This is a genomic window from Microtetraspora sp. NBRC 13810 (genome assembly GCF_030268685.1).
Classification (GTDB): Bacteria; Actinomycetota; Actinomycetes; order Streptosporangiales; family Streptosporangiaceae; genus BSRQ01.
On the sequence record NZ_BSRQ01000029.1, the window covers coordinates 13,534 to 40,251 of the forward strand.

Sequence of the window (26,718 nt, forward strand, 5' to 3'; positions counted from 1 at the left end):
CCTACCCGGCCCGCTCCCGGAGGGGAGAGCCGTCCCGCCGAGGTCCCGGCGGCGATGAGCGGCGTCGGCTTTCCCCGCTTCTTCCCGGGGCGGGATGTGCGCCGTGGGAGCGCTCTGGGTCATCGCCCCGGAGGCCACCGCCCTGTCGCTCGTCCTGGAAGACCCGTACGCCACGGCGTATCCGGGTGCGTCTGGCGTCCACCTGTTCGTCGGCCTGGTGCTGGTGCTCACGGCCTTCGTTCCGGTGCGTCCTCGGCAGTAGCCCGGTCCGGGCTCGCGCGCGGTGCCGAGGTGCGCGGGCGGCTGAAGGAGATCGCGGGGGAGGCCGCGGGAGAGGGTGACGAGCCTCCGGAACGCTGGTGGACGACCCTGGCGCCGCCGGACCTGGCGCTGGTCGGGGGCCGCATCGGGTGAGTCACTCCTGCCGGGCGGCTTCGACCCAGCGGTTCAGCGTCGCCCTGGCCGTACCGGAGTCCACGGCCTCCGCGCACCGGGCCAGCGCGGCGGCGAGCCGGTCGGCGAGCGGGACGGTGGACGGGGTGGTGGACGGGGTGGTGGACGGGACGGTGGACGGGGTGAGCGTCACCAGGGCGGCCGCGGCGTTGAGGAGCACCACGTCGCGGATCGGCCCGCGCCGGCCGTCGAGCAGCGCGCGCAGGACGGCGGCGTTGTGCGCGGCGTCGCCGCCGCGCAGGTCGGCGGGCTCGGCGCGGGGCAGGCCGAGGTCGCGGGGGTCGAGTTCGGTCGCCGTCACCCGGCCGCCGGTCACCGTCCAGACCTGCGACGTGGTCACCGTGGTGAGCTTGTCCAGCCCGTCGCGGCCCCGGACGACCAGGGCGGAGCAGCCGCGGGCGGCGAGCACACCGGCGATCACCGGCGCCATCCGGGCGTCGGCCACCCCGACCACCTGGCGCCCGGGGTCGGCCGGGTTGATCAGCGGCCCGAGGAGGTTGAAGGCCGTCGGCACCGCGAGCTCCCTGCGCGCGGCGGCGACGTGACGCAGCCCCGGGTTGAACGCGGGGGCGAAAAGGAACGTGATGCCGGCCTCGGCGGCCACCCGCGCGGCCCGCTCCGGGGTCGGTTCCAGCGATACGCCGAGGTGTTCGAGCAGGTCGGCGGCGCCGCACGACGTCGACGACGCGGCCCGGCCGCCGTGCTTGACCACGGTCACCCCGGTGGCCGCGGCGACGACGGCGGCCATGGTGGAGATGTTGACCGCGCCGGTACGGTCGCCGCCGGTGCCCGCGATGTCCACGAAGAGGCCGGGGATCGGCACCTTCGTGGCGTGCCCGCGCAGGGCGTCCACCAGTCCGCCGAGCTCCGAGGCGGTCTCGCCCTTGGCGCGCAGGGCGGTCAGGAAGCCGGCGATCTGGGCGGAGGTCGCCTCGCCGCGGACCACCCGGCCCATCGCCCATGCCGTGTCCTCGCCGGTGAGGTCCCGGCCGTCGAGCAGCATGCCGAGGATCCCGGCCCACGAGCGGGCGGGCGTGATGGGGGGTGTCGTCGATGTCATGGGCGTTCGTTCCTCGGGTGCTGGCCCTGACGAGGTCGCCGGTGACACGACGACGGCCGCCTCGTCGAGGCGGCCGGTGGGTGCGCGCAGGAGAAGGTGGCCGCCTAGGAGACGGGCCACCAGCCGTTCAAGCGCGTGATCATGCTGGGATTCTAACCTGAAGGACCCAGCCATCCCTCCGGGAGGACCCCTCATGGCTTCGATCCCCTTCAACGCCGGGGACGGCGGTTTCGCGCAGTTCCGGATCCCCTCGCTGGCCCTCACCTCCGCAGGGGTGCTCGTCGCCCTGTGCGAGGGACGCTGGAAACCGGGCGACGCCGGTGACATCAACATCGTGTCCCGGCGCAGCACGGACGGCGGACGCACCTGGTCGCCCCTGCGGGAGGTCCTGTCGCACGGCCACGACACCGCGGGGAACCCCGCCGTCGTGACCGACCCCGCCTCCGGCGACCTCGTCCTGCTGTCGTGCCGCAACCGGGGCGGCGACACCTGGTCGGAGATCACCTCCGGCGCGGCCCCGGCCCGCCGGGTGTACGTCCAGCGCTCGGCCGACGACGGGGCCACCTGGTCCGCACCCGCCGAGATCACCGGGCAGGTGCGCGCGGACTGGATGCGCTGGTACGCCACCGGTCCCGGGCACGGCGTCGCCATCGCGGCGGGCCCGCACGCCGGGCGGCTCGTCATCCCGTGCAACCACACCAGGGCGGGCACCGGCGCGCACCCGAAGTACTCCGGCGGGCACTGCGTCTACTCCGACGACGGCGGCAGGACCTGGACGCTCGGCTTCACCAGTTCCAACCCGAACAACGAGATCAACGAGGACGAGGCCACCGTCACCCTGCTGGCCGACGGGCAGACCCTCTACTTCAACTGCCGCTGCGCGAGCGACCGCCAGCCGGGCAACCGCGCCGACGCGATCAGCCGGGACGGCGGGCGGACCCTGGAGCGGCCCTACCGGCCGCAGACCACGATCAGCGGTGCGATCTGCCAGGGCAGCGTGATCACCCTCGGCGACGGCAGGCTGCTGTACTCCGGCCCGTCCCATCCCAGCCCGGACGCCTCCGGCCGCGCCGCCATGGCCCTGCGGGTCAGCGAGGACGACGGCCGCACCTGGCGGACCGGGTACGAGGTGTCCGGCCTGCCGGCCGCCTACTCCGCCATGGTGCTGCTGGACGCCGCCACCGTCGGCCTGCTGTACGAGACGGGCGACTGGACCCCGGACAGCCGTATCGCCTTCGAGGCCATCCCGGTCGCCGCCCTGGAGGGCTGACCGTCGGCGCTCGCCGGCTGCCGTCGCGCAGACCAGGATCACCCTGACGATTCCCGCTAATTTCTGATCTTTCCCCACATCCCGTAAAGCCCTCGCGCAGTGCGCGGAATCTGGTTGGTCCTCGTCGTAGGGTGCCAACCATGACGACGAACACTCACAGCGAGCGACCGACTACGGAAGGTGGCTTCGTCTCCGTGCTGCGGCACGACGTGCCCGCCTCCCTGGTGGTCTTTCTCGTCGCCGTGCCTCTGTCGCTGGGCATCGCGGTCGCTTCGGGGGCACCCCTGATCGCGGGGTTGGTGGCCGCCGTCGTCGGAGGAGTGGTCGCGGGTGCGATCGGCGGCTCCGTCGTACAGGTCAGCGGGCCCGCCGCCGGCCTGTCGCTGGTCGTCGCGGACCTCGTGCAGACGTACGGCTGGCGCGCGACCTGCATGATCACGTTGCTGGCCGGGGTCGCGCAGCTCCTCCTCGGCGTCTGCCGGGTCGCGCGGGCGGCGCTCGCCGTCTCGCCCGCGGTCGTGCACGGCATGCTGGCCGGGGTCGGCGCGGTGATCGCCCTGTCCCAGCTGCACGTGGTGCTCGGCGGCAACCCCCAGCGCTCGGCGATCGAGAACGTCGCGGAGCTGCCCGCGCAGATCATCAACAACCACAGCCACGCGGTCGGCGTCGGCGTGCTCACCATCGCGGTGCTCCTGGTGTGGGGCAAGGTTCCCAGCCCGCTGCGGACGATCCCGGCGCCGCTGGTCGCGCTGCTCGTCGCGGCGCTCACCGCCGCCGCCCTCGGCTGGGACGTCACACGGGTGGACCTGTCGCAGAGCCTCGACGGATGGGTGAGCCCGCTGTGGCCGCAGGGCGACTGGCACGGGGTCGTGTCGGCGGTCATGCTGGTCGCGCTGCTGGCGGGGGTCGAGTCGCTGCTGTGCTCGGTGGGCGTGGACCGGCTGCACGACGGCCGGCGCGCCGACCTGGACCGGGAGCTCACCGGGCAGGGCGTGGCGAACATCGTCAGCGGCGCGCTCGGCGGCCTGCCGGTGGCGGGCGTGATCGTCCGGAGCACGACCAACGTCCGCGCCGGGGCGCGCAGCCGCTGGTCGGCCATCCTGCACGGCGTGTGGGTGCTGCTGTTCACCCTGTGCTTCGCGTGGGCCGTCCAGCTCATCCCGATGGAGGCGCTGGCCGCGCTGCTCGTCTTCATCGGCGTCAAGATGGTCGATCTGGGCCACATCCCGCACCTGCGGGGGCACGGCGAGGCGCCCGTCTACATCGTGACGTTCGCCACCGTCGTCCTCGTCGGCCTGGCCGAGGGCATCCTGATCGGGCTCGTCCTCGCCGCCCTGCTGGCCCTGCGCCGGCTCACCTCGATCACCGTCCAGGTCATCCAGGACCCCGACGGGCGCTGGCACGGGCGGTTCGGCGGTTCGCTGACCTTCCTCGCCGTGCCGCGGATCACGGCCGGGCTGCGCGGCATCCCGAAGGGCGCGGCCGTCGACCTGGAGCTCAACATCGACTTCATGGACAACGCCGCCTTCGACGCCATCCACGCCTGGCGGCTGGAGCACGAGCGGTCCGGCGGCACCGTCGAGATCGACGAGTTGCACGACGAGTGGTACTCGCTGGCCGCCAGCGGGGCCAGGGTGCTGCCCTCGAAGAGCCCGCCGCGCGTTCCCGAGCGCTGGTGGCTGCCCTGGGCCTACCGCCGCCCGCGGTCCACGCAGGCCATCCCGGTCGAGATCCCGTGGGCGCACGGCACCGGCGCGGAAAGGGCCGGGCACCCCGTGCCCGGGGACGTCGCCCCCGAGCTGCTGGCCGGGGCGGGCGAGTTCCACCTGCGCACGGCGCCCCTCATCCGGCCGATCCTCACCCGGATGGCGCGCAAGCAGGAGCCCTCCCACCTGTTCATCACCTGCGCCGACTCCCGGATCGTGCCCAGCCTGATCACGTCGAGCGGTCCGGGCGACCTGTTCACCGTCCGCAACATCGGCAACCTCGTCCCCCGCCACGGGGCCGCCCCGCCCGACGACTCCGTGGTCGCCGCGATCGAGTACGCGACGCGGGTGCTGGGCGTCCGCACGGTGACGGTGTGCGGGCACTCGGGGTGCGGGGCGATGGCGGCGCTGCTCGCCGGCGGCGTCAAGGCGGCCGAGATGCCCGGCCTGGAGCGCTGGCTGCGGCACGGCGGGCACAGCCTGGACCGTTTCGCCGCCACGCCCGCCGCCGGCGACGTCGAACCGCTCGACCGCCTCTGCCGGCTCAACGTGATCCAGCAACTGGAGAACCTCGCCACCTATCCGGAGATCGCCGATCTCACCCGGCGGGGCAGCCTGGAACTCGTCGGCCTCTACTTCGACATCGCCGCCGCCCGCGTCCACGTCCTGGACCGCGGGCACTTCGAACCGGTCAGCGCCCACGACACCCAGGAGTGACCCGCCGCCCGCGAAGCCGTGTACCGCCGATGCCCGGATGAGCGGGGCATGGTCCGGAGCTGCCGCCGCTGCGACGGTGGTACTCCATCCATCCCGCTGACCAGGGAAGTCGCCGATGAAGGACGTATCCGTACCCGGCCTCGCAGGGAAGCTCGCCGTGGTGACCGGGGCCAGTGACGGGATCGGTCTCGGGCTGGCCGTACGGCTGGCGCGGGCCGGGGCCGAGCTGGTGCTGCCGGTGCGCGACCGGGCCAAGGGGGAGGCCGCCGCGGCCCGGGTGCGCGCGGCGGCACCCGGCGCCGTGGTCGCCCTCGCCGACCTGGACCTCGCCGCGCTGGACTCGGTGGCCGCGCTGGCGGCCGGGCTGACCGCCGAGGGGCGGCCGGTGCACATCCTCGTCAACAACGCCGGGGTCATGGCGCCGGCGACCCGGCACACCACGGCCGACGGCCTGGAGCTGCAGTTCGGCGTGAACCACATCGGGCACATGGCGCTGGTGGGACGCCTCCTGCCGCTGCTGCGGGCCGGCCGTGCCCGGGTCACCACGATGTCCAGCAGCGCCGCCCGGATGGGCTCCATCGACTGGGCGGATCTGCAGAGCGAGCGGAAGTACTCCCCGATCGCCTCCTACAACCTGTCCAAGCTGGCCAACCTGATGTTCGGCCTCGAACTCGACCGGCGTGGCAGGGCCGCCGGCTGGGAGATCGTCAGCAACGTCGCCCACCCCGGCACCACCCTGACGCACCTGTACGCGTACGGTCCCAACCTGGGCAGGACGCGGCCGTCGCGCCAGGAGTCGGTGATGCGGCGGCTGGCCCGCCTGGGCCTGTTCGTGCAGACCGTCGACCGGGGCCTGCTCCCCGCCCTGTACGCGGCCACCAGCCCGCTGGCCGGGGGCGGCCGGTTCTACGGCCCCGACGGCCTCGGCCAGTTCACCGGCGACCCGGTCGAGCTGGCCGTGTACCGGCGGGCCCGCGACCAGGCCGCCGCGGCCCGGCTCTGGGACGTGTCCGCGCGACTGGCCGGGGTGGATTTCGGCGATTGACGGCCGGGGGGTCGAGAACGGCCGGGCGGCTCCGACCGGTAGGTGACCAGGACGGGTGACCGAGCCGAGGAGGAACGAAGATGGAATCCGTGAAGACGAACACGCTTGAGGCGCCGGGTGCGGAGCTGTACTACGAGGTGCGGGGCTCCGGGCCGGTGCTGCTGCTGATCTGCGGCGGGGTCTATGACGCCGGGGGGTACGCGGGGCTGGCGGCGGAGCTGGCCGGGCGGTACACGGTGGTGACCTACGACCGGCGCGGCAACTCGCGCAGCCCGCTGGCCGGGCCGCCGGAGCCGCAGCGCATCGAGGTGCACGGCGACGACGCGCACCGGGTGCTGTCGGCCGCCGGGGTGACCGCGGACGCGCCCGCCTACGTGTTCGGCAACAGCTCGGGGGCGATGATCGGCCTGGAGCTCGCCGCCCGCCACCCGGAGCAGGTGCGCGCCCTGGTCGCCCACGAGCCGCCGCTGTTCGAGCTGCTGCCGGACCGCGACCACTGGCGCGGCGTCGTGCGCGAGGTGGCGGACGCCTTCCGCAAGGAGGGACCGGAGGCGGCGGGCGCGGTCCTGAGGGCCGCGTTCGCCGCCGCCGGCGTCCACGTCGGCGGGCCCGCGGAGGAGGGCACGCCGGGGGACATGGTGGTGGACACGCCGGGGGACATGGTGGTGGACACGCCGGGGGACATGGTGGTGGACGCGGCGGGGGACACCGGGCAGGAGCGGGTGCCGGGTGGGGGGCACGCGCCGCAGGGTGAGCCCGATCCGGAGACGATGGAGATGCTGGGGCGTTTCGCGAAGAACATGGAGTTCTTCATCGGTTACGAGGTGCCGCCGTTCTCCGGTTACACCCTCGACGTCGCGGCGCTGCGGGCATCCGGGGTGCGGATCACGGCGGCGGCGGGCGCGGACTCCGCGGGCGAACCGCCGAACCGGGCCGCCCGCGCCGTGGCCGAACTGCTCGGGACGTCGCCGGTGGTGTTCCCCGGCGACCACGGCGGCTTCGGCGCCCTGTCCGAGGCGTTCGCCGCCCGGTTGCACGAGGTGCTGTCGGCCTCCTGATCCACTCCGGGCAGCCGCCGGGGTAGCCGGGCAAAAGGGCGTGCCGTACGGTCCCGTCGGCCGTAAGATCGCCATTTGTCGTGACACCGGGGGATCGGGGACTGAGATGCTGAGCACCGAACGCCTGCTGCTACGGCGGTGGACGGAGGCCGACCGGGAGCCGTTCGCCGCGCTCAACGCCGATCCGCGGGTCATGGAGTTCTTCCCCGCCCCGCTGACCCGGGAGGAGAGCGACGCCCTGATCGACCGGATCGAGGCCGGGCTGGACGCGGACGGGTTCGGGTGGTGGGCGCTGGAGGTCCGCGCCACAGGGGAGTTCGTCGGGTTCACCGGGCTGGTGTGGCAGCGTTTCCCCGCGCACTTCACCCCGGCGGTCGAGGTGGGCTGGCGGCTGGCCCGCCCGGCCTGGGGGCACGGATACGCGACCGAGGCGGCGCGGGCCGCGCTGGCGCACGGGTTCGGGGAGGCGGGGCTCGCCGAGGTCGTGTCCATGACGGCGGCCGTCAACGTGCGCTCCCGCGCGGTGATGGAACGCCTGGGCATGACCCGCGACCCGGCCGACGACTTCGACCACCCGCGCATCGCCGAGGGCAACCGCCTGAGGCCGCACGTCCTCTACCGGCTACCCGCCACCCGCTTCGTCCCCTGAGGTGTCCTGTGGGGTGAGGGCGAGGTCGAAGTGGATCCTGACCTCGTCGTTGAGTTTCAGTGCCCCGAAAAGCCCTGAATAAGGGCGGATCCCCCACTGGGTCTGCACGACGGTGGCCGAGCCACGGACGCGGCCGTCGGCGAGGGTGCCGTCCACCGTGACCGGCCGGGTGACACCCACGAGGGTGAGCTCGCCCTCGACGCGGAACGACTCCGCGGTCCCCTCGACCCCGGTGGACCGGAACGTGATCGTCGGGTGCCGCGCGGAGTGCAGGATCTTCTCCCGGATGTTCTTTTTGATCTCTCCCCGATCGGACCCGGTGAGCGGTTTGACGCCTCCGGTCCCCTCCCGGACCTCCAGTGAATCCACGTCGATCTCGACGGTCACCGAGGAGCGGGCCGGGTCGGCGGGCTCGACGGACGCTTCGCCACGCCAGCGGGTGGCCTCGATGGTGAGGTCGTGCCCGGCCTTCGCGCCCAGCCCGGTGCGGGTCGTCTGGACGAGGAGCCGGCCGGATCCGGGGCCCAGCACGTAGACGTCCATGTCTCCAGGCTAACCCGGGCCCGCGGGGCTGCCAGGGGGGAGTCGTACCAGGTGGGCCATAATGCCGCCATGCATGACACTACCCCCGCCCAGATTGTGTCGACGCCGGTCATCCGGCCCGCGGAGCCCGCTGACGTCGATGTGCTGCACCGGTTCGTCGTCGAGCTCGCCGAAGTGGAGAAGCACCCCGAGCCGGTCGCCGCCCGGCCGCAGGACCTGGCGGACGCGCTGTTCGGCCCGCGGCCGGTGGCGGAGGCCGTGGTGGCGACGATCGACGGCCGGCCCGCCGGGTTTGCGCTGTTCTATCCCAGTTACAGCACCATCCTCGGCCGCCCCGGCATCCACCTCGACGACCTGTATGTCAGCCCCGAGCACCGGGGGAGCGGGCTGGGCCGGGCGCTGCTCGCCCATCTCGCCGACCTCGCGCTGCGGCGGGGCGGCGGCCGGCTGGAGTGGTGGGTGCTGCGCACCAACGATCCGGCCATCCGCTTCTACAACCGCCTGAACGCCCGCGAGCTCGACGAGATAGCGATCATGAGGTTGGCGGGCGAGGCCCTGGAGGAGGCCCGCGACCTGGGATGACATGTCACAACCGCTGGACGTAGCGGGAGCGCCACTCGGGTGAGGGGTCGGAGCCCGGCATGGTCCAGTATTCCCGGCCACGGGTGATCAGCCCGTCCCGGACCGTCCAGAACGACGCCACCCGGTGCAGCCCCGCGCTGTCGTGCGGCACCTCCACCTCGGAGACGACCTCCTGCCCGCCGGCCACGATCCGGAGCACCTTGATCGACCAGCCCTCGGGGTATTCGGCGTTGACCCGCACGTAGTCGTCGCGGCCGGTGATCCACTCACCGCTGACCGGCCACTCCACCACCAGGTCGGCGGCGAGCAACTCGCCGAGCCCGGCCCAGTCACGCGCCTGCATGCGGTCCCACAGCGCCTGAACGATCTCTGATGGCTCCATGGCCGCATCCTGCCAGAGCCCACCGACAGGAACCGGTCACCCGAAACCCTCGGGCCGCGCCCTGCGGCACGCCGTGTGCCGGTCAGCGGAGCCGGGATCTGGCGGTGGGGGCAGCGCGGTCGCGCCGGCCGGCGGCCGGGCGGCCTGCCCCGGCAGCGGGGCGCACGGGCGCAGCAGGAGCACGTCGGACGAGTCCTCCATCGTCGCGTTGGCGGCCGGTCCGTGCTCCTTCCACACCGCGCCGTCGAGGTAGAACGCGGTCAACGCCGCACGCCGGGACTCCATGTCGGCGAAGCCGCGGAGCCAGACGAAACGGTCCGGGTCGTCCTCGTCCCTGAACTGCCCGGCGACGCTCATCCCGAGGACCTCCTGGGACTCCACGAACTCCCGGTCGAACAGCTCGATCAGGACGTCCCGCCCGTCGGGCCGCAGGGTGTACTGCCGCAACTCGATCACGTTCATGCCGGCAACTCTGCCGACGCGGCCCCGCCGCGACGAGTGGCCCGGTCGCCAATACTCGAAAGATTCCAGCCAGGACCGGGAACGCGGCCAGGTCCACCCGCGCAGGCGTGCGGGACCTGGCCGCGCGGGATCAGACGAACTCGCTCTTGTAGAAGACGCTGGTCTGCCGGACGCCGCCGGTGTTGGAGTGGAAGCCGAAGGCCAGCCGGGGACCGCCGCCGGACAGCCAGATCGCCATGCCCTGGGGTTCCCGGCCGGGCAGCGACTGGCCGGCCGTGGTCGGGAACCGGTCGTGCACGATGTTCTGCCCGACCTCGTTGAGGTCGATGGTGGTCAGGTAGGAGGTGTCCTCGACGCCGCCTTCGAGCAGGTAGGCGTACCGGCCGTAGGCGGCGAAGCCCTGGAAGGGGTGGGCGGTGCCCCAGCTTCCCCGGGACGGCAGCGCCCGCTCCACCAGGCGGTATCCGCTGGTGAGCCGGCCGGCCCGGGCGTCGCTCATCCGGAACGCGACGATGCGCGGCAGGTCGGCGCCGATCTTGTACCGCACCACCAGGCGATCGGTGGACGGGTCGATCGCGGGCTGCGGGTTGACCATGTCGCCGATCTGCGGCGTGCGGTCCTGGATGGAGCCGGCGCCCTGCTCCAGCACCGTGCCGTCGGCGAACCTGAACCGCCCGATCCTGGTGCCGAACCCGGTGTCGCTCGTCCGCCACTCCGTCCACAGGTAGACGGCTCCGTTGTAGTTCTCCACCCCGATCTGCACGCCGTGCCCGAACCCGTGCAACGCCATCGAGCCCAGCTCGTTGCCCGCGGTGTCGGTCTTGGTGACCCACAGGTCGCCCACGTGGTCAGGATCCGTGTTGGTGCTGTTGCGCTGCACGAAGTAGATATGGCCGGCCGTGTTGTCGTATCCGAAAGATTGCAGCACCCAGTTGGCGTGCAGCGATTTCTTCCAGATGGGATTGCCGCCGGCTCCGTCGAGTCTGAACCTGGGCGAGGAGGGGACATCGGCTCGCGGGACGGCCGCCAGGGCGGCGACACCGGCGCCGACCTGGAATAATCGGCGGCGGGTGAGAGGTAGGTTTGACTTTTCCGGGTCAGATGAAGGCATGGGACCTCCGGTGTTTCGTGTCAACCCGAATTCAATGTAACCGCGTGTCCGGCGTTTCCCTAGAGTGAAGATCGAGGGCGGGCGGGCCCCGAGGCGGCGCCCGGCGACCCGCGTCCATCGCCTAAAGTCGGGCGAATGGCCCCGACCCCTTCCCGGCTGGGCTGGCTGGACGCGCTGCGCGGCCCCGCCGCGCTGGCCGTCGCCCTGCACCACTCCGGCTGGACCTTCATCCCCGGTCTGTGGGCCGAGGTGGACCGCAGGATCGACGTCGGCACCTGGGGCGTCTTCGTGTTCTTCCTGGTCAGCGGCTACATCATCCCCGCGTCCCTGGAGCGCCGCGGCGACCTGCGGGCCTTCTGGATCGGCCGCGCCTTCCGGCTGCTCCCGCTGCTGCTCACCGCGATCGCGCTGGCGCTCCTCCTCGCCGCGGCCGGCGCGATGACCCTGCACCCGGGGCTGGGCGAGCGCCCGCCGCCGCTCGTCGTCCTGGGCAACGTGACGATGCTCCAGGAACTTCTCGGCGTGCCGGCCGTCATCGACGTCATGTGGACGCTCTCCTACGAGATGGCGTTCTACCTGCTGGTCGTCGGCCTGTTCGCGGTACGGCAGGCGCACCGGTCGGCCGGGATCGCGATCGCGCTCGCGGTGCCGGCCGTGCCGCTCGGCCTCCTGGTGTCCCGCCCGGTCATCGGCGGCGGCGCCGACCTGGCCGCCGCCGTCCTCGGCCTCCTGGCGGTCGCGCTGGTCGTCATCTCGGTGCGGGCCGGCGGCGGGGCGCGTACGGCTGCCGCCGTGGCGGGCGGTGTGCTGGGTCTGGCGCTGGTGGTGCTGGGCAGCCGGATCGGCCCGTGGCAGGGGCTGACCATCCTGGCCATGATGTTCGCCGGCACGGCGGTGTACCGCGCCGAGCAGGGCGCGATCCGGTGGCGTACCGCCGTCGCCGCCGTGCTGACCGTCCTGGCCTGCGGGGCCTTCGCCAAGGACGACCCGGGCTGGGCGCCCGCGCTGCTCGCCGCCGCCGCCTTCTTCGCGGCGGCCTACACGCTGCGCCACCGGTCCTTCCCGCGCTGGCTCACCCACCTGGGCGTGATCAGCTTCTCCCTCTACCTGCTGCACCCCCTCCTCCTGCGCCTGGCCCCCGGCTTCGCGGCGTTCTTCCTCCTCCTGATCCCCCTCTGCTATCTCACCCACCGTCTGATCGAGGCCCCCGCCCAGCGTCTCGGCCGCCACCTGTCCCGCCCCGCGACCGGCGGTACCGCGGTGGGCGAACCCGCGCGATGAGTCCCGGCTCGCCGCACGGGGGCGTGGTCTAGCGTGAGGGGGTGCTCACGGTAGGCGTGGATCTCGCGGCCGAGGCCGAGCGGACGGCGGTCGCGTGGATCGACTGGGCGGCGGACGGGGCCCGGGTGGGCCGGGTCGAGGTGATGGCCGGCGACGAGCTCGTCATCGAGGCGATCATGGCGGCGGACAAGGCGGGCGTGGACTGCCCGCTCGGCTGGCCGGACCGGTTCGTCGACTTCGTGGTGGCCCACCGGGCCGGGCACGTGGTGCCGCCCGCGCGGGGCGTCGCCGGGCGGGACTGGCGCAGGAACCTCGCCCTCCGGGTCACCGACCAGGTCGTCCGCGACCTGACGGGGCGCATCCCGCTGAGCGTCTCGGCCGACCGGATCGGGCACACCGCGATGCGCTGCGCCGGGCTGCTCGCCGAGCTCGCGGCGCGCGGGCGGCCGGTCGACCGCGGCGGGGACGGCGTCGTGGTGGAGGTCTACCCCGCCGCCGCGCTCCAGTGGTGGGGGCTGCCCTCCCGGCGGTACAAGGGCGCGGTCAACGCCGCCGAGCTGGGACGCGTGGTGGACGGGCTCCAGGCGGCGGCTCCGTGGCTGGATCTCGGCGACTTCGAGCGGCTCTGCCGGGCCTCCGACGACGCCGCCGACGCGGTCGTCGCCGCGCTCACCGCCCGCGCCGCCGCCCTCGGAAAGGTGACCGGCCCGGCTCCCGAGCAGGCGGCCGTCGCGCGTACCGAAGGCTGGATCGTGCTCCCGACCTCGCCCCTGAGTGACCTCCACGGATAAGGGGTGTGGTTTTCCGCACCCCGGAAGTGAGGCGAATGCCACGAACGTAAATGGCATTCTTCATGTTTCCCGCAAGCGGATGTCTCTACCTTGATCTCTATGCATATGGCACCTGTAGAACTGGACGGGATCGCCGGTTGGGCGATCGGCTTGATGGAGACGATGGGCGAGGTCGGCGCGGGCATCGCGATCGCGCTGGAGAACCTGTTCCCGCCGCTGCCCAGCGAGGTGATCCTGCCGCTGGCCGGGTTCGCCGCGAGCCGGGGGGACATCAGCCTGTGGGGCGCGGTGCTGTGGACCACCGTCGGCTCGGTCGTCGGCGCGCTGGCGCTCTACGGAGTCGGCGCCCTGCTCGGCCGCGAGCGCACCCTCGCCCTGGCCGCGAAACTGCCGCTGGTGAAACTCGACGACATTGAGAAGGCCGAGGGGTGGTTCCTCCGGCACGGCGTGAAGACGGTGTTCTTCGGGCGGATGATCCCGATCTTCCGCAGCCTCATCTCGGTTCCCGCGGGCGTCGAGCGGATGCGGATCTGGACGTTCCTGCTGTTCACGTCGCTGGGTAGCCTCATCTGGAACACCGTCTTCGTGATGGCCGGTTACCTGCTGGGCGAGAACTGGAGCCTGGTGGAGCAGTATGTCGGCGTCCTGTCCAAGGTCGTGCTCGGCGTCTGCGTGCTGGCCGTGGTGTGGTTCGTGGTGACGAGGTTCACCCGCGAGCGGAGGTCCGGCCGGCACCGGGCGGATCGGGAGAGCGAGGAGCAGTGGCACGGGGAACCCCGGCAGCGGGTCTGACCGGACCCGGCGACAGGCCGGGGAGCGCAGGGGCCCGGCCGGAGCGGGGCGGGGTCCTGCGGCGGTGGGGGCGGACGGTGGCCGGGCTCGCGCTGGGCGGCGCGGGGGCCTTCGCCGAGCTGGGCCTGCTGCTCGCCGCCGGGCTGGCGCTGCTGCCGGTGCTGGCGTGGCCGGACGGTCGGGCCGGGGTGCTGCGCCGGGTGCGGGCCGCCGCGCGGCGGCTGGCCGAGTGGCAGCGCCGCCGCATCGCGGCCTACCTCGGCGGGGAGAACGCGCCGGACTACGACGGCGGTCGCGCGATCCGGTACCTGCTGGTGCGCTGGCCGGTCGGGCTGCTCGGCCTCGCCGTCCTCGGTCTGCTGGCCCTCGGCGCCGCGTCCGCGCTGTCGATGCTGCTGGCCTGGACGACCGGGTTCCCGTGGGCGTTCATCGAGGACACGGGCGGCGGCGTGAGCACCGGGACGATGCTGTGGGCGCTGGCGCCCGGCGTGGTGCTGCTCTATCTCAACCTGACCGGGGTGGCCGGCGTGGCGGGCCTGGACAGGGAACTGGCCAGGCGGGTGCTCGGGCCGAGTCCCAGGGAGCTGCTGGAGCGGCGGATCACCGAGCTGGCCGCCACCCGGGCGGGCGTGGTCGCCGCCGTCGACTCCGAACGCCGGCGGATCGAACGCGACCTGCACGACGGGGTGCAGCAACGGCTGGTCGCACTCGGCATGCTGCTCGGCAGGGCGCGCCGGCAGGGCGACTCCGAGCTGCTCGAACAGGCCCACGAGGAGTCCCGCGAGGTGCTGCGCGACCTGCGCGAGGTGGCCTGGCGGATCTACCCGACGGCGCTGGACTCGCTCGGCCTCCAGGACGCGCTCGCCGCGGTCGCCGAACGGTCCGCGGTGCCGGTGCGGATCGGGTACGGTCTCGTGGACCGGCCGCCGGGCCGGGTGGAGACGGCGGCCTACTTCGTGGTCTGCGAGGCGGTCACCAACGCCGCCAAGCACGCGGGCGCGGAGCGGATCGACGTCAGCGTGCGAAGCGAGGAGCGGAAGGGCCCGGTGATCGTGGTGCGGGTGAGCGACGACGGCGTGGGCGGCGCCGACCCGGCGGGCGGCGGGCTGTCCGGCCTGGCCCGCAGGGTGGCCGCGCTCGACGGCCGGTTCAGCGTGCACAGCCCGGCCGGCGGCCCGACCGTGGTCAGCGCGGAGCTGCCATGCGGGTGATGCTGGCCGACGACTCAACGCTGCTGCGCGAGGGGCTGGTCCGGCTGCTGGCCGAGGAGGGTCACGAGGTGACGGCGGCGGTCGGCGACGCGGCGGCGCTGCTGGCCGCGGTGGAGGCCGCGCCGCCCGACGTGGCCGTGGTGGACGTGCGGATGCCGCCGTCGCACACCGACGAGGGCCTGCGGGCCGCGCTGGCCATCAGGGAACGCCGGCCGGCCGTGGGCGTCCTGGTGCTGTCGCAGTATGTGGAGAAGCGCTATGCCACCGAACTCCTCACCGGCGACACCGGAGGCGTCGGTTACCTGCTGAAGGACCGGGTGATGCAGGTCGGCGAGTTCCTGGAGGCGCTGGAGCGCGTGGGCGCCGGGGGAGCGGCCTTCGACCCCGAGGTGGTCCGCCAGTTGCTGGCCCGCACGACCCGGGTGGACCCGCTGAACAGGCTCACCCCGCGCGAACGGGACGTCCTCGGCGCGATGGCTGAGGGGTACGCCAACCAGGCGGTCGCCGAGCGGCTGCACATCTCGCAGAGCGCGGTGGAGAAGCACGTCAACGCGATCTTCGAGAAGCTGGAGCTGCGTCCGGGGACCGGTTACAGCCGCCGGGTGCTCGCCGTCCTGCGGTACCTCGGCTCGTAGGCCGCGGGCACCGGTCAGCGGTGCAGGTGCGGCAGCACTTCGCGGCCGTAGAAGTCGATCACCCGCTGCTGGTCCGCCTGGCCCGTGTGCACGAACGGCGTGGCCCCGGCGTCGAGCAGCCGTTGCAGGGCCTTGATGTGCGTCTGCGGGTCGGTGCCGCGCGGCCAGTCCCGGTACACCCGCGGCAGCGGCCAACGCTGTTCGGCGATGCGCTGGATCGTCACCGGGTTCGGCTGGTAGAGCAGGTCGCCGAAGCCGTGCACGGTGAACCGCCACTTCCGGGCCGCCTGCTCGGCCTCGGCCCGGCCGCCCACGACGACCCAGGTCTCGGCCAGTTTCGGCATGGTGTCCGGGTTCTTCCCCGCGGCCCGCGCGCCCCTGGCGAACTCGTCGTGCAGCCGGGGGCTGCCGGTGACGTCCCCGGCCTGGACGACCCAGCCGTCGCCGTACCGCCCGGCCAGGTAGGCGCTCTTCGGGCCGCTGGCCGCGACGTAGATCGGCACCGGCCGGGCGGGCACGTCGTACAGCTTGTACTGGTCGGTCTGGTAGTACCTGCCGTGGAAGGTGACCCGGTCGCCGGTCCACAGACGCCTGATGAGCTGGATGGCCTCGATCAGCCGGTCGTGCCGTTCGGGATAGCGGTCGAACCGGCCGGTGGTGGCCTGCTCGTTGAGCGCCTCGCCGGTGCCGACGCCGAGGAACACCCGGCCGGGTGTCAGGATGCCGAGCGAGGCGAAGGACTGGGCCACCTGGGAGGGGTGGTGCCGGTAGAGCGGGCAGGTGACGCCGGTGCCGTACGTGAGACGGGAGGTGTGGTCGCCGACGAGGGCCAGGGTGTGCCACGGGAACATGGCGTGGCCTTCGTTGTCCTGCCACGGGTGGGCGTGGTCGCTCGTCCAGACGTATCCGAACCCGGCGCGCTCGGCCCGTTCGGCGAAGCGGACGAGGTCCGGGGTGCGGAACTGCTCGTGGCCGAGGACGAAACCGGCCGGGGCCGCCTTCCCGGCCGGGGTGGGCGCGGCGGGGCTCAGGTGCCGGGCGAGGGCCGCCCCGCCCAGGGCCGCGGCGCCCAGCGCGGAGAACTCGCGTCTCGACATGCCCCCGTTCGTGCCCCGTTGCTCGTGGTCGCTCATGATTGGTCTCCCCGAGATCGACACAAGATCGACCTACCCCCGCAAACCACCAAAAAACGAGACAAAAGCGACAGTCAGAGGTGGCTGACGTCGCCATACTGCGTCAGCCGGGGGTGCCCGGCGCCCCGGACCCACGAGGAGACCGACGCGTTCGGCACCGGCTGGTACCCGGCGATCCGCGCGACGTCCGGCGACTCGCCGCCCGCGAGCAGGAACCGCAGCAGCGCCACCACCGCGTCGTGCGCGACCACCAGCACCCGGTCGTCACCCGCGCCGAGGACGTCCGCCACCTGCCGCAGGCGGTCCGCCATGTCGCCGAAGGACTCACCGCCCGGCGGCCGGTAGGCGTACTCCCCCTCGGCCGCCCGGCGCCGCGCCTCCAGCGGGTGGGTGCGCTCGACGGCCGCCGGGGTCATCAGCTCCAGGATCCCGGTCCGCCGGTCGCCCAGCCGGTCGTCCGTGCGCACGGGCGGCGGCGGGCCGTCCAGGTGGCCGGCCGCGATCTCCCAGGTCTCCCGCGCGCGCAGGTAGGGGGAGCACCAGACCGCGTCCGGCCGGTAGCGGGCGAGGCGGCGGCCCAGCGCGGCCGCCTGCCGCCGGCCCAGTGGGGACAGCGGCACGTCGGCGTCGCGGCCGGGCAGGGTGACCGGCAGGCCGGCCGCCACGGCGGCGCCGTAGGCCACGTTGGCCGTGCTCTCGCCGTGCCGTACCGCGACGATGTCGGGCCTTCGCTCCCCTGAGACGATGTCGGGCCTTCGCTCCCCTGAACCGGTCAACCGGACCTCAGAACTGCACGCCGCGGGTCAGCGCGCCGTCGACGACGAGGTTGGTGCCGGTGACGAAGCTGGCCGCCGGGCTGGCCAGGAACACCACCGCGCGGGCGACCTCCTCCGGCCTGGCCATCCGCCCGGTCGGGTTCAGCGCCAGCGCCTGGCGGTACAGCTCCGGGTTGTCCCGCTCGATGGTCTCCCACACCCCGCCGGGGAAGTAGGTGTTGCCCGGCGAGACCGTGTTGGCCCTGATCCCCTTGGCCGCGAGCTGGTAGGCGAGACCCTGCGTGTAGTGCACGATCGCCGCCTTGAACGTGCCGTACGGCCCCGCGGCGAAGTCGATCTCCCGGCCGGACACGCTGGACACGGTCACGATGGCCGGCGCCGTGCTCTTCTCCAGCAGCGGCAGCGCCGCCTCGACCAGCCGGACGGTGCCCAGCATGTCCACGTCGAAGCTCCTGCGCCAGTACTCCTCGCCCTCGCCGATGGCCAGGGCGCTCACGTTGGCCACGACGATGTCCACGCCGCCCAGCTCGGTGGCGCTGTCGGCGACCCATCGGCTCAGCGCCGGGCCGTCGCCGACGTCCACCGCGGCGCCGACGACCGTGGCGCCCTTCGCCCTGAGGTCCTCGACCGTCGCGGCCACCTCGGAGGCGGTCCTGGCGCACAGCGACACCGCCGCGCCCTCCGCCGCCAGCCCTTCGGCGATCGCCCGGCCGATTCCCTTGGTGCCGCCGGTCACCAGGGCGCGCAGCCCGGTCAGGTGCAGGTCCACGAGTGTCCTCCTTGCGTGGTGTGTGCCGGGGGTCAGCCCGCGGAGATGAGCGCGGCGGTCTCCCGCAGGTGGCGGTGCACGCCGCCGTACACCTGGGCGGGCGGGAGCAGCGACTTGGCGACCTTGGTCACCACGCTGTAGTTCGTGTCCACGACATTGGCGAGGGGCACCTGGCTGATCTGGCTCAGCAACTGGTAGGCGTCGAGCCGGTCCAGCCCGAACAGCTCGCTCAGCCACAGCACCATGTCCACCTGGCCGGCCCGCCAGGCGTCCTCCAGCGGGCGGCTCGACCCGACCACCATCAGGTGCTCGTCGTTCTCGATCCGGGGCCACGCCGGGGCGCCGCCCTTGATCAGCTCCACCACCAGGGTGGTGAGCATCGCGCCCTCCACCGCGGTGCCGCACGACTCGCCCTCGCCCTGGCGGTAGTGGCCGTCGCCGATGGAGAACAGCGCGCCCTCCACGTTGACGCCGAGGTAGCAGGTGGCGCCGGGCCGCATCTCCGGGGTGTCCATGTTGCCGCCGAACTTGTCCGGCACGAGCGAGGTGCGCACCTCACCGGACGCCGGCGCGACGCCCACCGTGCCGAGCATCGGCGCCATCGGCAGTTCGAGGCTCAGCTCGCTGCTGCGCGCCTGGAAGGTCACGGTGCCGCGCCGGGAGTCCACCTGGTAGATCCAGGTGCGCTCGGGCAGCGGATCCTGGAGCGTCGCCGTGCGGTCCGTACTGGTCAGGCCGCCGAAGAACGGGATGGTCGCCGAGGCGCCCCACGAGCGGGCCGGCGTCATGTCCACGAAGTGCAGCGCCAGGGTGTCGCCGGGCTCGGCGCCCTCCACGTGGAAGGGGCCGGTCTGCGGGTTCAGGTAGCGCGCGTCCAGCGAGGAGCTGGCCAGGTCGGTGATGTCGCGCAGCCGCCCGGCGAACGCGTCGTCACTCCACAGCCGCAGCACGGTCCCCGGCTTGATCCGGTGGGTGGGCGCGGTCCCGCCGAACGTCCACGCGTACTGCTCGGGCTGCGGGGTGAACTCCAGGATCTCCATGCGCGAGGGGTTCTCCTATGTATCGGCGACCCGAGGTACCCGCACAATATGACATTCCGGCACGATCTGGCCAAGAGTCAACTGATCACCCGTACCGGCTCCCCGGCGAGGAAGGCTTCGATGTCCGCCACGGCCTCCCGGTAGAAGATCCGGTAGTTGGCCGCGCTCACGTAGCCGAGGTGCGGGGTCGCCAGCACGTTCGGCAGGGTGCGCAGCTCGTGGCCGGGCGGCAGCGGCTCGGTCGCGTAGACGTCGAGGCCCGCTCCGGCGATCCGGCCCGCCCGCAACGCCGCCACCAGGGCGGCCTCGTCCACGATGGGCCCGCGGGAGGTGTTCACCAGGAACGCCGTCGGCCGCATCAGGCCCAGCTCGCGCTCGCCGATCAGGCCACGGGTGCGCTCACCCAGCACGAGGTGGACGGACACGACGTCGGACTCGGCGAGCAGCGCGTCCAGGCTCGGCGCCAGCCGTACGCCGAGTTCGGCGGTGCGCTCCGGGGTGAGGTTGCGGCTCCACGCGACGACGTCCATGCCGAAGGCGCGGCCGAGCGCGGCCATCTGCGCGCCGATCCGGCCGAGGCCGAGCAGGCCGAGGGTGCTGCCGTGCAGGTCCATGCCGACGGTGTGCTGCCAGGGGCCGTCCTGCCGCATGGCGGCGGACTCGGGCAGCAGGTGCCGGGCCAGGCCGAGGATGAGCGCCCAGGTCAGCTCGGCGGTCGAGGTCGAACCGCCCGCCGTGCCGCACACGGTCACGCCGTGCGCCCTGGCCGCGTCGAGATCGACCGAGGCGTTGCGCATGCCGGTGGTGACGAGCAGCCGCAGGTTCGGCAGCCGGGCGAACACCTCGGCGGGGAACGGCGTGCGCTCCCGCATGATCACCACGATCTCGTGGTCCACGATCGCCCGGACGAGGTCGTCCGGCGAGCCGAAGTGCTCCCGGAAGCTCGTCGCCCGCACCGCCGACCAGTCGGCCAGGCCCAGCGCGACACCCTGGTAGTCATCGAGTACGGCACAACGCAACATGAGGCCGGATCCTACTCCCGGCGCCACCGGGTACTGGCGGTCTCCGGCGGACCCGGAGACCTCAACGGGCCCGCTGGAAGGCCCGGCCGGTCTGGGTGGCCGCGCCGTCGCCGCGGAACAGGCCGCTGCCCGGCTTGCCGTCCTCCGAGGGCAGGCCGAACCACGCGTAGCGCCGCACATAGGGGAGTGACGCGAGCATCTTGGCGGAGGCGGTGACGAAGGCCGCCTGCTGGGCGTCACTGGCGTAGCGGGTGCCGTCGGAGAAGTCGATCAGGGCGTACTCGGTGAGCCAGATCGGCTTGCGGTAACGCTGGTACACGGCCTGGATGTAGGACTTGAGCTGGTTCACCGCGGGCCCGGTGCGGAAGTCGGCGCCGTACCAGTGCAGCGCGATGAAGTCGACCCGGTAGTCCCGCTCGGCCGCGCCCTTCATGAACCGGTCCAGCCACCCGCCGGGCGTGTCCGCGCCGAACGCCACGCCGGGGCTGCCGAGCACCTTGCCCGCCTCCATGAGCCGCGGCCACAGCTCCAGCGCCTCCTCCACGGACATGTTGGCCTGCGCCTGCATGTCCGGCTCGTTGAACCCGAGCAGGTACGGCCCGGCGCGCCTGGCCTGGGCGAGGTTCGCCTCTGTGACGCTGCCCGACCCCCAGATCATCGGGACGAACTTGACGCTCGCCGGGACGTCGATCCCGTCCGGCCGGGTGGACCACGTGTAGTACCAGCTCGCCCCGGACTTCGCGAGGGCCTTGCTGACCCCGGGCATCTTCCACACGCTCACCCCCTTCTTGACCGACGACGCCACGGGGACCGTGACGGGCCTGCTCCTGGCGGGCCCGGGCGTGCGGGAGGCGGTGCGGCGGGCGGGCGTGGGGGTCGGGGAGGGGGCGGTGCTGGCGGTGGGCGTGGAGACGGGGGTCGCGGTGGAGACCATGTGCGGGGCGGCCTCGCGGCGCGGCGGGTCGGCCGGGCCGGTGAGCTGGGCGGTCACGATGGCGCCGGCGACGACGACCGCGACCCCGGCGGCGGCCGTGGTGGCGACCGGGTGGTTCGTCAGCGAGGAGAACAGGCCGCGCGGCGGCGGCGCGGCGTGCGCCGCCTGGGAGACGCCGTGATCCAGGGCGTGATCCAGCGGGAGGTGCCCGGCGACGTGCGCGGTGGCGGGGACGGCAGAGAGGTGGTCGAACAGGAAACCCGCGGGCAGCGGCAGCAGCGGCAGCCCGCCGAGCAGCCGGTCGATGGGCAGCATGCCGACGGTCCGCCGCCCGCAGACCGGGCAGTCGCGGACGTGCCGGGCGAAACGCTTGCGCCACAGCGGGCTGGGCACGCCGTCCCAGGTCCACGTCATGGCGCGCAGGTCGGTGCACCGGGGGTCGGCCTGCAACGCGCGCACGACGGTGCGGGAGATCTGGATCTGCTCCTTCATCCGCTGCACCCGCACGGCGGCGTGCCGGGCGGACAGGCCGAGGGCGCTTGCCAGGTCGGCCCGGCCCAGTTCGCCGGTCTCCTCCAGCCACCACAGGGACAGCAGCGCCCGGTCGTCGTGGTCCAGCCAGCGGGTGGCCTCGGCGACCTCGCGCCGCTGGTCGGTGAGGCCGAGCCGGAGGATGGTCACCGCGGCGAAGTCGGAGGCCGGGTCGACCATCTCGTCGGCGCTGTCGAGGTTCTCCCTGCGGTTCTGGGTGGTGCGCCGGTCCTGCTCGTGGTCGCGCACCTGGCGGACGGTGATGGCCACCAGCCAGGACCGGTACGCCTCGGGGTCGCGCAGGCCGTGCAGTCCGTGCACGACCCGGAGCAGCGTCTCCTGGACCACGTCGTCCACGTCGGTGTGCCCGTTGAGCGCCCGGCCGACGATGTTGTAGACGAGTGGCAGGGAGTCGGCCACCAGGGCGTCGAGGGCCCGCTGGTCCCCGTCTTGCGCGGCGGTGACCACCGCCGTGTCAGGTCCGCCCCTACCGGTTCCCGGCATCGCACTCCGCTTTCTGTCGGTGACCCCGTGCTGTCGGTGACCCCGTGCGCCCGTGTGCGGCGAGCATGGGCGCATTCCGCCCATAAGGGGTGGCTCGTGAGTCTTCCACTAAGCGGAGACCCGGTGTGCCCGGTTACGGACAACGAAAATCCTCAGAAGTCGTCCGAAGTTTTCGTTATCCCGGGCCCACCTGCGGGTCTCCGTTACAGGAGCGAAAGCGTCCCGCGCTGGGCGCGACGACAGGAGAGGCACCCGACGATGCTGTACGGACGGGCTGTGCGGAGGTGGACGGCGGCCCCGCCCCAGGCGACCGAACGAGCGAGTGAACGACCTGGTCGCGGCGGTGGCAGTGATTCCGTCCCGGCCCTCCCCGGCCCGCGGCGCCATGCCCGCGACCGCACCGCGGGCGACACCGCCGAGCGGCACCGTCACTCCCGCGTCGCCCCCCGGCGGCGGCCGGTGGAACCTGACCCGGCCGGTCCGGGACGCCGGAGAGCTCCCACCCCTACTCCCTTCCGCGAAGGACCTCATCACTCATGAGTCACAGCAATCCGCGTGTCACCGCGGCGGCGCCGCGAGCCCGCCGTCTGGCGCTCGCGGGCGTCCTCGCCGTCGTCGTGGGCGCCTCCGTGGCGAATGGAGCCGTCCCCGCCAGCGCGGCGGCGGCGGTCCCGCTGTCGCAGGACCGTCCGGCCACCGCCTCCTCGGCCGAGCGGGGCGACCTGTCCGCGTCGGCGGCGGTGGACGGCGACACGAGCACCCGCTGGTCGAGCAGGTTCGCCGACCCGCAGTGGTTGCAGGTGGACCTGGGCAGGGCCACCGCGATCAAGAAGGTCGTGCTGCACTGGGAGCGCTCGTACGCCAAGGCGTTCCGGATCCAGACGTCCGACGACGGCACGCAGTGGAAGAACGTCTACTCGACGACGGCCGGCAAGGGCGGTGTGGAGACGGTCAACGTGTCGGGCAACGGGCGGTTCGTCCGGCTGTACGCGACGAAGCGGGCCGGGCAGTACGGCGTGTCCCTGTTCGAGTTCCAGGTGTTCGGCAAGGCGGGCGCCACGACGCCCGAGCCCACGCCGACCTCGCAGCCGAGCACCACCCCCAAGCCCACCGGCTCCCCGAAGCCGACCACCACCCCCAAGCCGAGCACCCCGCCGACCAGCACCCCCAAGCCGACCGCCACCCCCAAGCCGACCGTCACCCCGACCGCCACCTCGACGAGGACGACCCCGCCGACCACGCCGGATGACGGCCTGCCCAAGGGCCCGGTGCCCGCGGGCGCGGTGCGGGTGGCGGAGTTCCTGGCCGAGTGTGAGTTCTCGCACCGCCTGGCCGACGACCCGATCGTGCTGCCGGGACTGTCGGGCGCCTCGCACATGCACGACTTCTTCGGCAACGACACCACCGACGCCAAGACCAACCTGGCGAGCCTGCTCCAGGGCGACAGCACCTGCGACCCGAAGATCGACCTGTCCTCCTACTGGGTGCCGACCCTCTACGACGGCGCCAAGGAGGTCGCGCCCAGCAGCGCCACGTTCTACTACCTGGGTGAGGGCGTCCGCGACGAGCTCGCCGCGCAGACCCGGGCCTTCCCGCAGGGGCTGCGGGTCGTGGCCGGCAACGCCAAGGCCACCGGCCCGGACAGCACCAGCAGCGCGCGCTGGTCGTGCCTGCACGCCGGCCAGGTCGGCGCGTCCAAGAACTTCGTGACCTGCCCGGCGGGCACGAAGCTGGAGACCTACCTGGACTTCCCGCACTGCTGGGACGGCAAGAACCTGGACTCCGCCGACCACAAGAGCCACATGTCCTACCCGGTGGGCAACGCCTGCCCGGCCACGCACCCGGTCGTGGTGCCGAAGCTGCGCATGGTGCTGCGGTACACCCTCAACGGCAACCCGGCCGACTTCAAACTCGCCTCCGGCCCGGGTTACACGATGCACGGCGACTTCTTCAACGCCTGGCCGACCGGAGAGCTGGAGCGGCGGATCCGCGACTGCATCCGCCCGAAGGTCAAGTGCGGCGCCGACGGCACCCCGTGACCCGGCCCGCCTCCCGGCGGTGACCTGCTCGTAAGACCCCGCGCGGCGAGGCCCGGTGTGATGCCGGGCCTCGCCCCGCGCCCCGTCGGAAGGGGACGACATGAAAGCGGCCACTGTGGGCGCGCCGGTGCTCGCCGTACTCTCCCTGCTACTGGTGGCACGATGCGTCGCGGCCCAGCCGACGCACTCGGCCGCCGACCACCTGGCCGTGGCCCAGCCCGCCGTCACGCCGGTCGTCACGGCGTCCGGCGCGGCGGCGACCTTCAACGCCACCGACGTCGCCTGGCTGCAACTGCTCATCCCGATGACCGAGCAGGCGCTGCCCGTGCTGGACGCGGCGCGCGGCAGGACCACCGATCCCCGGCTGCTCGGGCTCGCCGCGCGGATGGGCGTGGAGCACCGCGCCCAGCTCCGCACGTTGCGGGACCTGCTGCGGCGCAGCGGCACGCCCGGCGTCAACGTGCACGAGGGGCACAACATGCCGGGCATGGTGACCCCCGCCGAGCTGGCGGACGGCGAACGGGCCGAGGGCGCCGGCTTCGACCGGTTCTTCACCGAGCACATCGGCGAATACCTGCGGCAGTCGGTCCTGGTGGCCGAGGGCGAGAAGGGCTCGGGCGCCGACCGGGACACCAAGGCGTTCGCCGCCGCCATGGGCAGGGCCCGCGCCGGGGAACTCGCCCAGCTCACCTCGGACCCGGCCGGACCGCCTTCGCGGACGCCCGCCGGTACGGCCCGCTGATCGAGAGGTAACGTGCGCACCGCCGACCGCCAGCACGCCGTACGCGTCTCCGGCTCCGCCGCCGCGCCGACCCCGCACGCCCGGCGCCACGCGGCGGCGGCGGCAGGACGGCGGCGGCGCGACGAGCCGCGGCGGACGCCCGCGCGGGCGCAGGCGAACCCGCGCCTGGTGCTCGCCGCCGTCCACGCGGGCGCGGCGCTCGCGACCACGGGCTGCTGGACCGGCCTGGGCTCCCTGGCCGGGCCCGCCGACTGGTTCGGCTGGACGGGACGGCTGACCGGGCTGCTCGCCGGGTACGCGTGCGCCGTGCTGCTCGTGCTCGTGGCCCGGATCCCGGCGCTGGACCGGGGGATCGGCACCGACCGGCTGGCCCGCTGGCACGCGGCCGGCGGCCGGTACACGATCGTCCTGACCCTCGTCCACCTGGTGTGCGCCACGGCGGCGCATGTCGCCCGCGAGGGCGCCGGGGCGGTCGAGGGGACCATCCGCCTCGTCGTGGACGGCCCCGGGATGCCCGAGGCCGTCGCCGGCACGGCGCTGCTCGTCGGCGTCGCGATCGTCTCGGTCCGCGAGGCGCGGCGCAGGCTGAGCTACGAGATCTGGCACTACCTGCACTTCGCGACCTACGCCGCGGTCTTCCTCGCCTTCGCCCACCAGCTCACCGGCCCCGACTTCGAGGACAGCCCGCTCATGCGCCTGCTCTGGCGCGCCCTGTACCTCTCCGCCTGCGCCGCCCTGCTCTGGCACCGCTTCCTCACCCCGGTACGGCGGGCGCTGCGGCACCGGCTGCGCGTGGCGCACATCCAGCTCGAATCACCCGCCGTCGTCTCGGTCTACCTGACCGGCGAGCACCTGGACGAGCTGCGCGCCGAACCCGGGCAGTTCTTCCGCTGGCGGTTCCTGGCCCCCGGGATGTGGTGGACGGCCAACCCCTACTCGCTCTCCGCGCCCGCCAACCCGCGGTTCCTGCGCATCACGGTGAAGGGGGTCGGCGACCACAGCCGCGCCCTCGGCCGGCTGCGCCCGGGGACCCGGGTCTGGGCGGAGGGACCGTACGGCGCCCTCACCGCGGCCCGGCAGCGCGGGCGCAAGGTGCTGCTGATCGGCGGCGGGGTGGGCATCAGCCCGCTGCGCACGCTCTTCGAGACGCTGCCCGGCGAGGTGACCCTCGTCTACATGGCCCGCAGGGACGAGGACCTGGTGCTCCGCCGGGAACTGGACCACATCGCCGCCGTGCGCGGAGCCACGATCCACTACACCGTGGACGACCTCTACGGCTCGACCAACGGTCGTTCCGTGCCCCTCACCGGACGTCATCTGCGCACCCTGATCCCCGGGCTGCCCGGCTACGACGTCTACCTGTGCGGGCCGAGCGGGATGACGACCGCGGCCCGGCACGCGCTGCGCCGGGCGGGCGTGCCGAGCCGCCGGATCCACCTTGAGTGCTTCGATTTCTGAACGCGGGACCCGATGCGGCATC

Annotated in this window: 27 protein-coding genes; 16 read left to right on the plus strand and 11 right to left on the minus strand. The window is 73.3% G+C overall.

The genetic code is table 11. From position 1 onward, the window contains the following. The first annotated feature begins 103 nt into the window (after window positions 1-103). Both QSK26_RS37835 and QSK26_RS37840 read left to right on the plus strand, forming a co-directional pair. Entirely contained in the window at window positions 104-262 is a 159-nt protein-coding gene (locus QSK26_RS37835) for a hypothetical protein (protein ID WP_285780170.1), read from the plus strand. 29 nt (window positions 263-291) lie between these two features. Beyond that, window positions 292-414 (plus strand): hypothetical protein, encoded by a 123-nt coding sequence (locus tag QSK26_RS37840; RefSeq protein WP_285780171.1) that lies wholly within the window; start codon window positions 292-294, stop codon window positions 412-414. 1 nt (window position 415) lies between these two features. On the opposite strand, the gene trpD is transcribed toward QSK26_RS37840, so the two are convergent. Then, entirely contained in the window at window positions 416-1,513 is a 1,098-nt protein-coding gene (trpD, locus tag QSK26_RS37845) for an anthranilate phosphoribosyltransferase (protein WP_285780172.1), read from the minus strand. 193 nt (window positions 1,514-1,706) lie between these two features. Between trpD and QSK26_RS37850 the strand changes: the two genes are divergently transcribed. The 5 genes from QSK26_RS37850 to QSK26_RS37870 all read left to right on the plus strand — a co-directional run bounded on the left by QSK26_RS37850 (window position 1,707) and on the right by QSK26_RS37870 (window position 7,958). After that, a complete protein-coding gene (locus tag QSK26_RS37850) occupies window positions 1,707-2,783 on the plus strand; it encodes a sialidase family protein (RefSeq protein WP_285780173.1) in 1,077 nt (358 codons plus the stop codon). Between the two features lie 140 nt (window positions 2,784-2,923). Next, the gene (locus QSK26_RS37855; RefSeq protein WP_285780174.1) at window positions 2,924-5,206 is read left to right on the plus strand and encodes a SulP family inorganic anion transporter; all 2,283 of its coding nucleotides are present in this window, start codon (window positions 2,924-2,926) and stop codon (window positions 5,204-5,206) included. Window positions 5,207-5,321: 115 nt separating this feature from the next. Further along, complete coding sequence (locus QSK26_RS37860; protein ID WP_285780175.1) at window positions 5,322-6,251, plus strand: SDR family oxidoreductase; 930 nt, start codon at window positions 5,322-5,324, stop codon at window positions 6,249-6,251. An 80-nt stretch (window positions 6,252-6,331) separates the two neighbouring features. Continuing rightward, window positions 6,332-7,309 (plus strand): alpha/beta fold hydrolase, encoded by a 978-nt coding sequence (locus QSK26_RS37865; RefSeq protein ID WP_285780176.1) that lies wholly within the window; start codon window positions 6,332-6,334, stop codon window positions 7,307-7,309. A 106-nt stretch (window positions 7,310-7,415) separates the two neighbouring features. Continuing rightward, window positions 7,416-7,958, plus strand: coding sequence for a GNAT family N-acetyltransferase (locus QSK26_RS37870; protein ID WP_285780177.1), 543 nt, complete (start codon window positions 7,416-7,418; stop codon window positions 7,956-7,958). Here QSK26_RS37870 and QSK26_RS37875 read toward each other — a convergent pair. After that, window positions 7,932-8,501, minus strand: a complete 570-nt coding sequence (locus QSK26_RS37875; protein WP_285780178.1) for a YceI family protein — start codon at window positions 8,499-8,501, stop codon at window positions 7,932-7,934. The genes QSK26_RS37870 and QSK26_RS37875 overlap by 27 nt on opposite strands. A 69-nt stretch (window positions 8,502-8,570) precedes the next feature. Between QSK26_RS37875 and QSK26_RS37880 the strand changes: the two genes are divergently transcribed. Beyond that, window positions 8,571-9,083 carry a GNAT family N-acetyltransferase gene (locus QSK26_RS37880; RefSeq protein WP_285780179.1) on the plus strand — a complete coding sequence of 171 codons (513 nt, stop codon included), beginning with the start codon at window positions 8,571-8,573 and terminating at the stop codon, window positions 9,081-9,083. Window positions 9,084-9,087: 4 nt separating this feature from the next. Here the strand turns inward: QSK26_RS37880 and QSK26_RS37885 are convergent, their stop codons facing one another. From QSK26_RS37885 to QSK26_RS37895, 3 genes are all read right to left on the minus strand, one after another. Beyond that, a complete protein-coding gene (locus tag QSK26_RS37885; protein ID WP_285780180.1) occupies window positions 9,088-9,465 on the minus strand; it encodes a nuclear transport factor 2 family protein in 378 nt (125 codons plus the stop codon). A 36-nt stretch (window positions 9,466-9,501) separates the two neighbouring features. Continuing rightward, window positions 9,502-9,927 (minus strand): NIPSNAP family protein, encoded by a 426-nt coding sequence (locus tag QSK26_RS37890; RefSeq protein WP_285780181.1) that lies wholly within the window; start codon window positions 9,925-9,927, stop codon window positions 9,502-9,504. Between the two features lie 130 nt (window positions 9,928-10,057). Further along, entirely contained in the window at window positions 10,058-10,855 is a 798-nt protein-coding gene (locus QSK26_RS37895; protein ID WP_285780182.1) for a phage baseplate protein, read from the minus strand. A 318-nt stretch (window positions 10,856-11,173) separates the two neighbouring features. Here QSK26_RS37895 and QSK26_RS37900 point away from each other — a divergent pair, with 318 nt between their 5' ends. The 5 genes from QSK26_RS37900 to QSK26_RS37920 all read left to right on the plus strand — a co-directional run bounded on the left by QSK26_RS37900 (window position 11,174) and on the right by QSK26_RS37920 (window position 15,748). Next, window positions 11,174-12,319: an acyltransferase family protein gene (locus QSK26_RS37900; protein WP_285780183.1), complete on the plus strand. Its 1,146-nt coding sequence runs from the start codon at window positions 11,174-11,176 to the stop codon at window positions 12,317-12,319. 41 nt (window positions 12,320-12,360) lie between these two features. Further along, on the plus strand, window positions 12,361-13,110 hold the full coding sequence (locus tag QSK26_RS37905; protein WP_285780184.1) for a DUF429 domain-containing protein: 750 nt from the start codon (window positions 12,361-12,363) through the stop codon (window positions 13,108-13,110). 105 nt (window positions 13,111-13,215) lie between these two features. Beyond that, window positions 13,216-13,902, plus strand: a complete 687-nt coding sequence (locus QSK26_RS37910) for a DedA family protein (protein ID WP_285780185.1) — start codon at window positions 13,216-13,218, stop codon at window positions 13,900-13,902. 77 nt (window positions 13,903-13,979) lie between these two features. After that, window positions 13,980-15,113: a sensor histidine kinase gene (locus tag QSK26_RS37915; RefSeq protein WP_285780186.1), complete on the plus strand. Its 1,134-nt coding sequence runs from the start codon at window positions 13,980-13,982 to the stop codon at window positions 15,111-15,113. Next, complete coding sequence (locus QSK26_RS37920) at window positions 15,104-15,748, plus strand: response regulator (RefSeq protein WP_285780187.1); 645 nt, start codon at window positions 15,104-15,106, stop codon at window positions 15,746-15,748. The genes QSK26_RS37915 and QSK26_RS37920 overlap by 10 nt, the downstream gene beginning before the upstream one ends. A gap of 14 nt (window positions 15,749-15,762) precedes the next feature. Here QSK26_RS37920 and QSK26_RS37925 read toward each other — a convergent pair whose 3' ends face one another. The 6 genes from QSK26_RS37925 to QSK26_RS37950 form a co-directional block, all read right to left on the minus strand. Continuing rightward, the gene (locus QSK26_RS37925; protein ID WP_285780188.1) at window positions 15,763-16,881 is read right to left on the minus strand and encodes a F420-dependent hydroxymycolic acid dehydrogenase; all 1,119 of its coding nucleotides are present in this window, start codon (window positions 16,879-16,881) and stop codon (window positions 15,763-15,765) included. A 74-nt stretch (window positions 16,882-16,955) separates the two neighbouring features. Then, window positions 16,956-17,657 carry a histidine phosphatase family protein gene (locus QSK26_RS37930; RefSeq protein ID WP_285780189.1) on the minus strand — a complete coding sequence of 234 codons (702 nt, stop codon included), beginning with the start codon at window positions 17,655-17,657 and terminating at the stop codon, window positions 16,956-16,958. A 7-nt stretch (window positions 17,658-17,664) separates the two neighbouring features. Next, window positions 17,665-18,426, minus strand: a complete 762-nt coding sequence (locus QSK26_RS37935; RefSeq protein ID WP_285780190.1) for an SDR family NAD(P)-dependent oxidoreductase — start codon at window positions 18,424-18,426, stop codon at window positions 17,665-17,667. 32 nt (window positions 18,427-18,458) lie between these two features. Continuing rightward, window positions 18,459-19,466 (minus strand): acetamidase/formamidase family protein, encoded by a 1,008-nt coding sequence (locus tag QSK26_RS37940; RefSeq protein WP_285780191.1) that lies wholly within the window; start codon window positions 19,464-19,466, stop codon window positions 18,459-18,461. Between the two features lie 77 nt (window positions 19,467-19,543). Further along, window positions 19,544-20,488 (minus strand): D-2-hydroxyacid dehydrogenase family protein, encoded by a 945-nt coding sequence (locus tag QSK26_RS37945; RefSeq protein WP_285780192.1) that lies wholly within the window; start codon window positions 20,486-20,488, stop codon window positions 19,544-19,546. Window positions 20,489-20,549: 61 nt separating this feature from the next. Then, entirely contained in the window at window positions 20,550-22,457 is a 1,908-nt protein-coding gene (locus QSK26_RS37950; protein WP_285780193.1) for a sigma-70 family RNA polymerase sigma factor, read from the minus strand. A gap of 536 nt (window positions 22,458-22,993) precedes the next feature. Here QSK26_RS37950 and QSK26_RS37955 point away from each other — a divergent pair. The 3 genes from QSK26_RS37955 (at window position 22,994) to QSK26_RS37965 (ending at window position 26,696) form a co-directional block, all read left to right on the plus strand. Then, a complete protein-coding gene (locus QSK26_RS37955) occupies window positions 22,994-24,496 on the plus strand; it encodes a DUF1996 domain-containing protein (protein WP_285780194.1) in 1,503 nt (500 codons plus the stop codon). Between the two features lie 100 nt (window positions 24,497-24,596). Next, window positions 24,597-25,238: a DUF305 domain-containing protein gene (locus QSK26_RS37960; RefSeq protein WP_285780195.1), complete on the plus strand. Its 642-nt coding sequence runs from the start codon at window positions 24,597-24,599 to the stop codon at window positions 25,236-25,238. Window positions 25,239-25,250: 12 nt separating this feature from the next. After that, window positions 25,251-26,696, plus strand: a complete 1,446-nt coding sequence (locus QSK26_RS37965; RefSeq protein WP_285780196.1) for a ferredoxin reductase family protein — start codon at window positions 25,251-25,253, stop codon at window positions 26,694-26,696. The last annotated feature ends 22 nt before the right edge of the window (window positions 26,697-26,718 follow it).

Bases quoted from the DNA above. Each gene is read 5' to 3' on its own strand.
- trpD (WP_285780172.1), bottom strand. From the start codon at position 1,513: ATGACATCGACGACACCCCCCATCACGCCCGCCCGCTCGTGGGCCGGG.
- QSK26_RS37850 (WP_285780173.1), top strand. From the start codon at position 1,707: ATGGCTTCGATCCCCTTCAACGCCGGGGACGGCGGTTTCGCGCAGTTC.
- QSK26_RS37855 (WP_285780174.1), top strand. From the start codon at position 2,924: ATGACGACGAACACTCACAGCGAGCGACCGACTACGGAAGGTGGCTTC.
- QSK26_RS37860 (WP_285780175.1), top strand. From the start codon at position 5,322: ATGAAGGACGTATCCGTACCCGGCCTCGCAGGGAAGCTCGCCGTGGTG.
- QSK26_RS37865 (WP_285780176.1), top strand. From the start codon at position 6,332: ATGGAATCCGTGAAGACGAACACGCTTGAGGCGCCGGGTGCGGAGCTG.
- QSK26_RS37870 (WP_285780177.1), top strand. From the start codon at position 7,416: ATGCTGAGCACCGAACGCCTGCTGCTACGGCGGTGGACGGAGGCCGAC.
- QSK26_RS37875 (WP_285780178.1), bottom strand. From the start codon at position 8,501: ATGGACGTCTACGTGCTGGGCCCCGGATCCGGCCGGCTCCTCGTCCAG.
- QSK26_RS37880 (WP_285780179.1), top strand. From the start codon at position 8,571: ATGCATGACACTACCCCCGCCCAGATTGTGTCGACGCCGGTCATCCGG.
- QSK26_RS37885 (WP_285780180.1), bottom strand. From the start codon at position 9,465: ATGGAGCCATCAGAGATCGTTCAGGCGCTGTGGGACCGCATGCAGGCG.
- QSK26_RS37890 (WP_285780181.1), bottom strand. From the start codon at position 9,927: ATGAACGTGATCGAGTTGCGGCAGTACACCCTGCGGCCCGACGGGCGG.
- QSK26_RS37900 (WP_285780183.1), top strand. From the start codon at position 11,174: ATGGCCCCGACCCCTTCCCGGCTGGGCTGGCTGGACGCGCTGCGCGGC.
- QSK26_RS37910 (WP_285780185.1), top strand. From the start codon at position 13,216: ATGGCACCTGTAGAACTGGACGGGATCGCCGGTTGGGCGATCGGCTTG.
- QSK26_RS37920 (WP_285780187.1), top strand. From the start codon at position 15,104: ATGCGGGTGATGCTGGCCGACGACTCAACGCTGCTGCGCGAGGGGCTG.
- QSK26_RS37925 (WP_285780188.1), bottom strand. From the start codon at position 16,881: ATGAGCGACCACGAGCAACGGGGCACGAACGGGGGCATGTCGAGACGC.
- QSK26_RS37940 (WP_285780191.1), bottom strand. From the start codon at position 19,466: ATGGAGATCCTGGAGTTCACCCCGCAGCCCGAGCAGTACGCGTGGACG.
- QSK26_RS37945 (WP_285780192.1), bottom strand. From the start codon at position 20,488: ATGTTGCGTTGTGCCGTACTCGATGACTACCAGGGTGTCGCGCTGGGC.
- QSK26_RS37950 (WP_285780193.1), bottom strand. From the start codon at position 22,457: ATGCCGGGAACCGGTAGGGGCGGACCTGACACGGCGGTGGTCACCGCC.
- QSK26_RS37955 (WP_285780194.1), top strand. From the start codon at position 22,994: ATGAGTCACAGCAATCCGCGTGTCACCGCGGCGGCGCCGCGAGCCCGC.
- QSK26_RS37960 (WP_285780195.1), top strand. From the start codon at position 24,597: ATGAAAGCGGCCACTGTGGGCGCGCCGGTGCTCGCCGTACTCTCCCTG.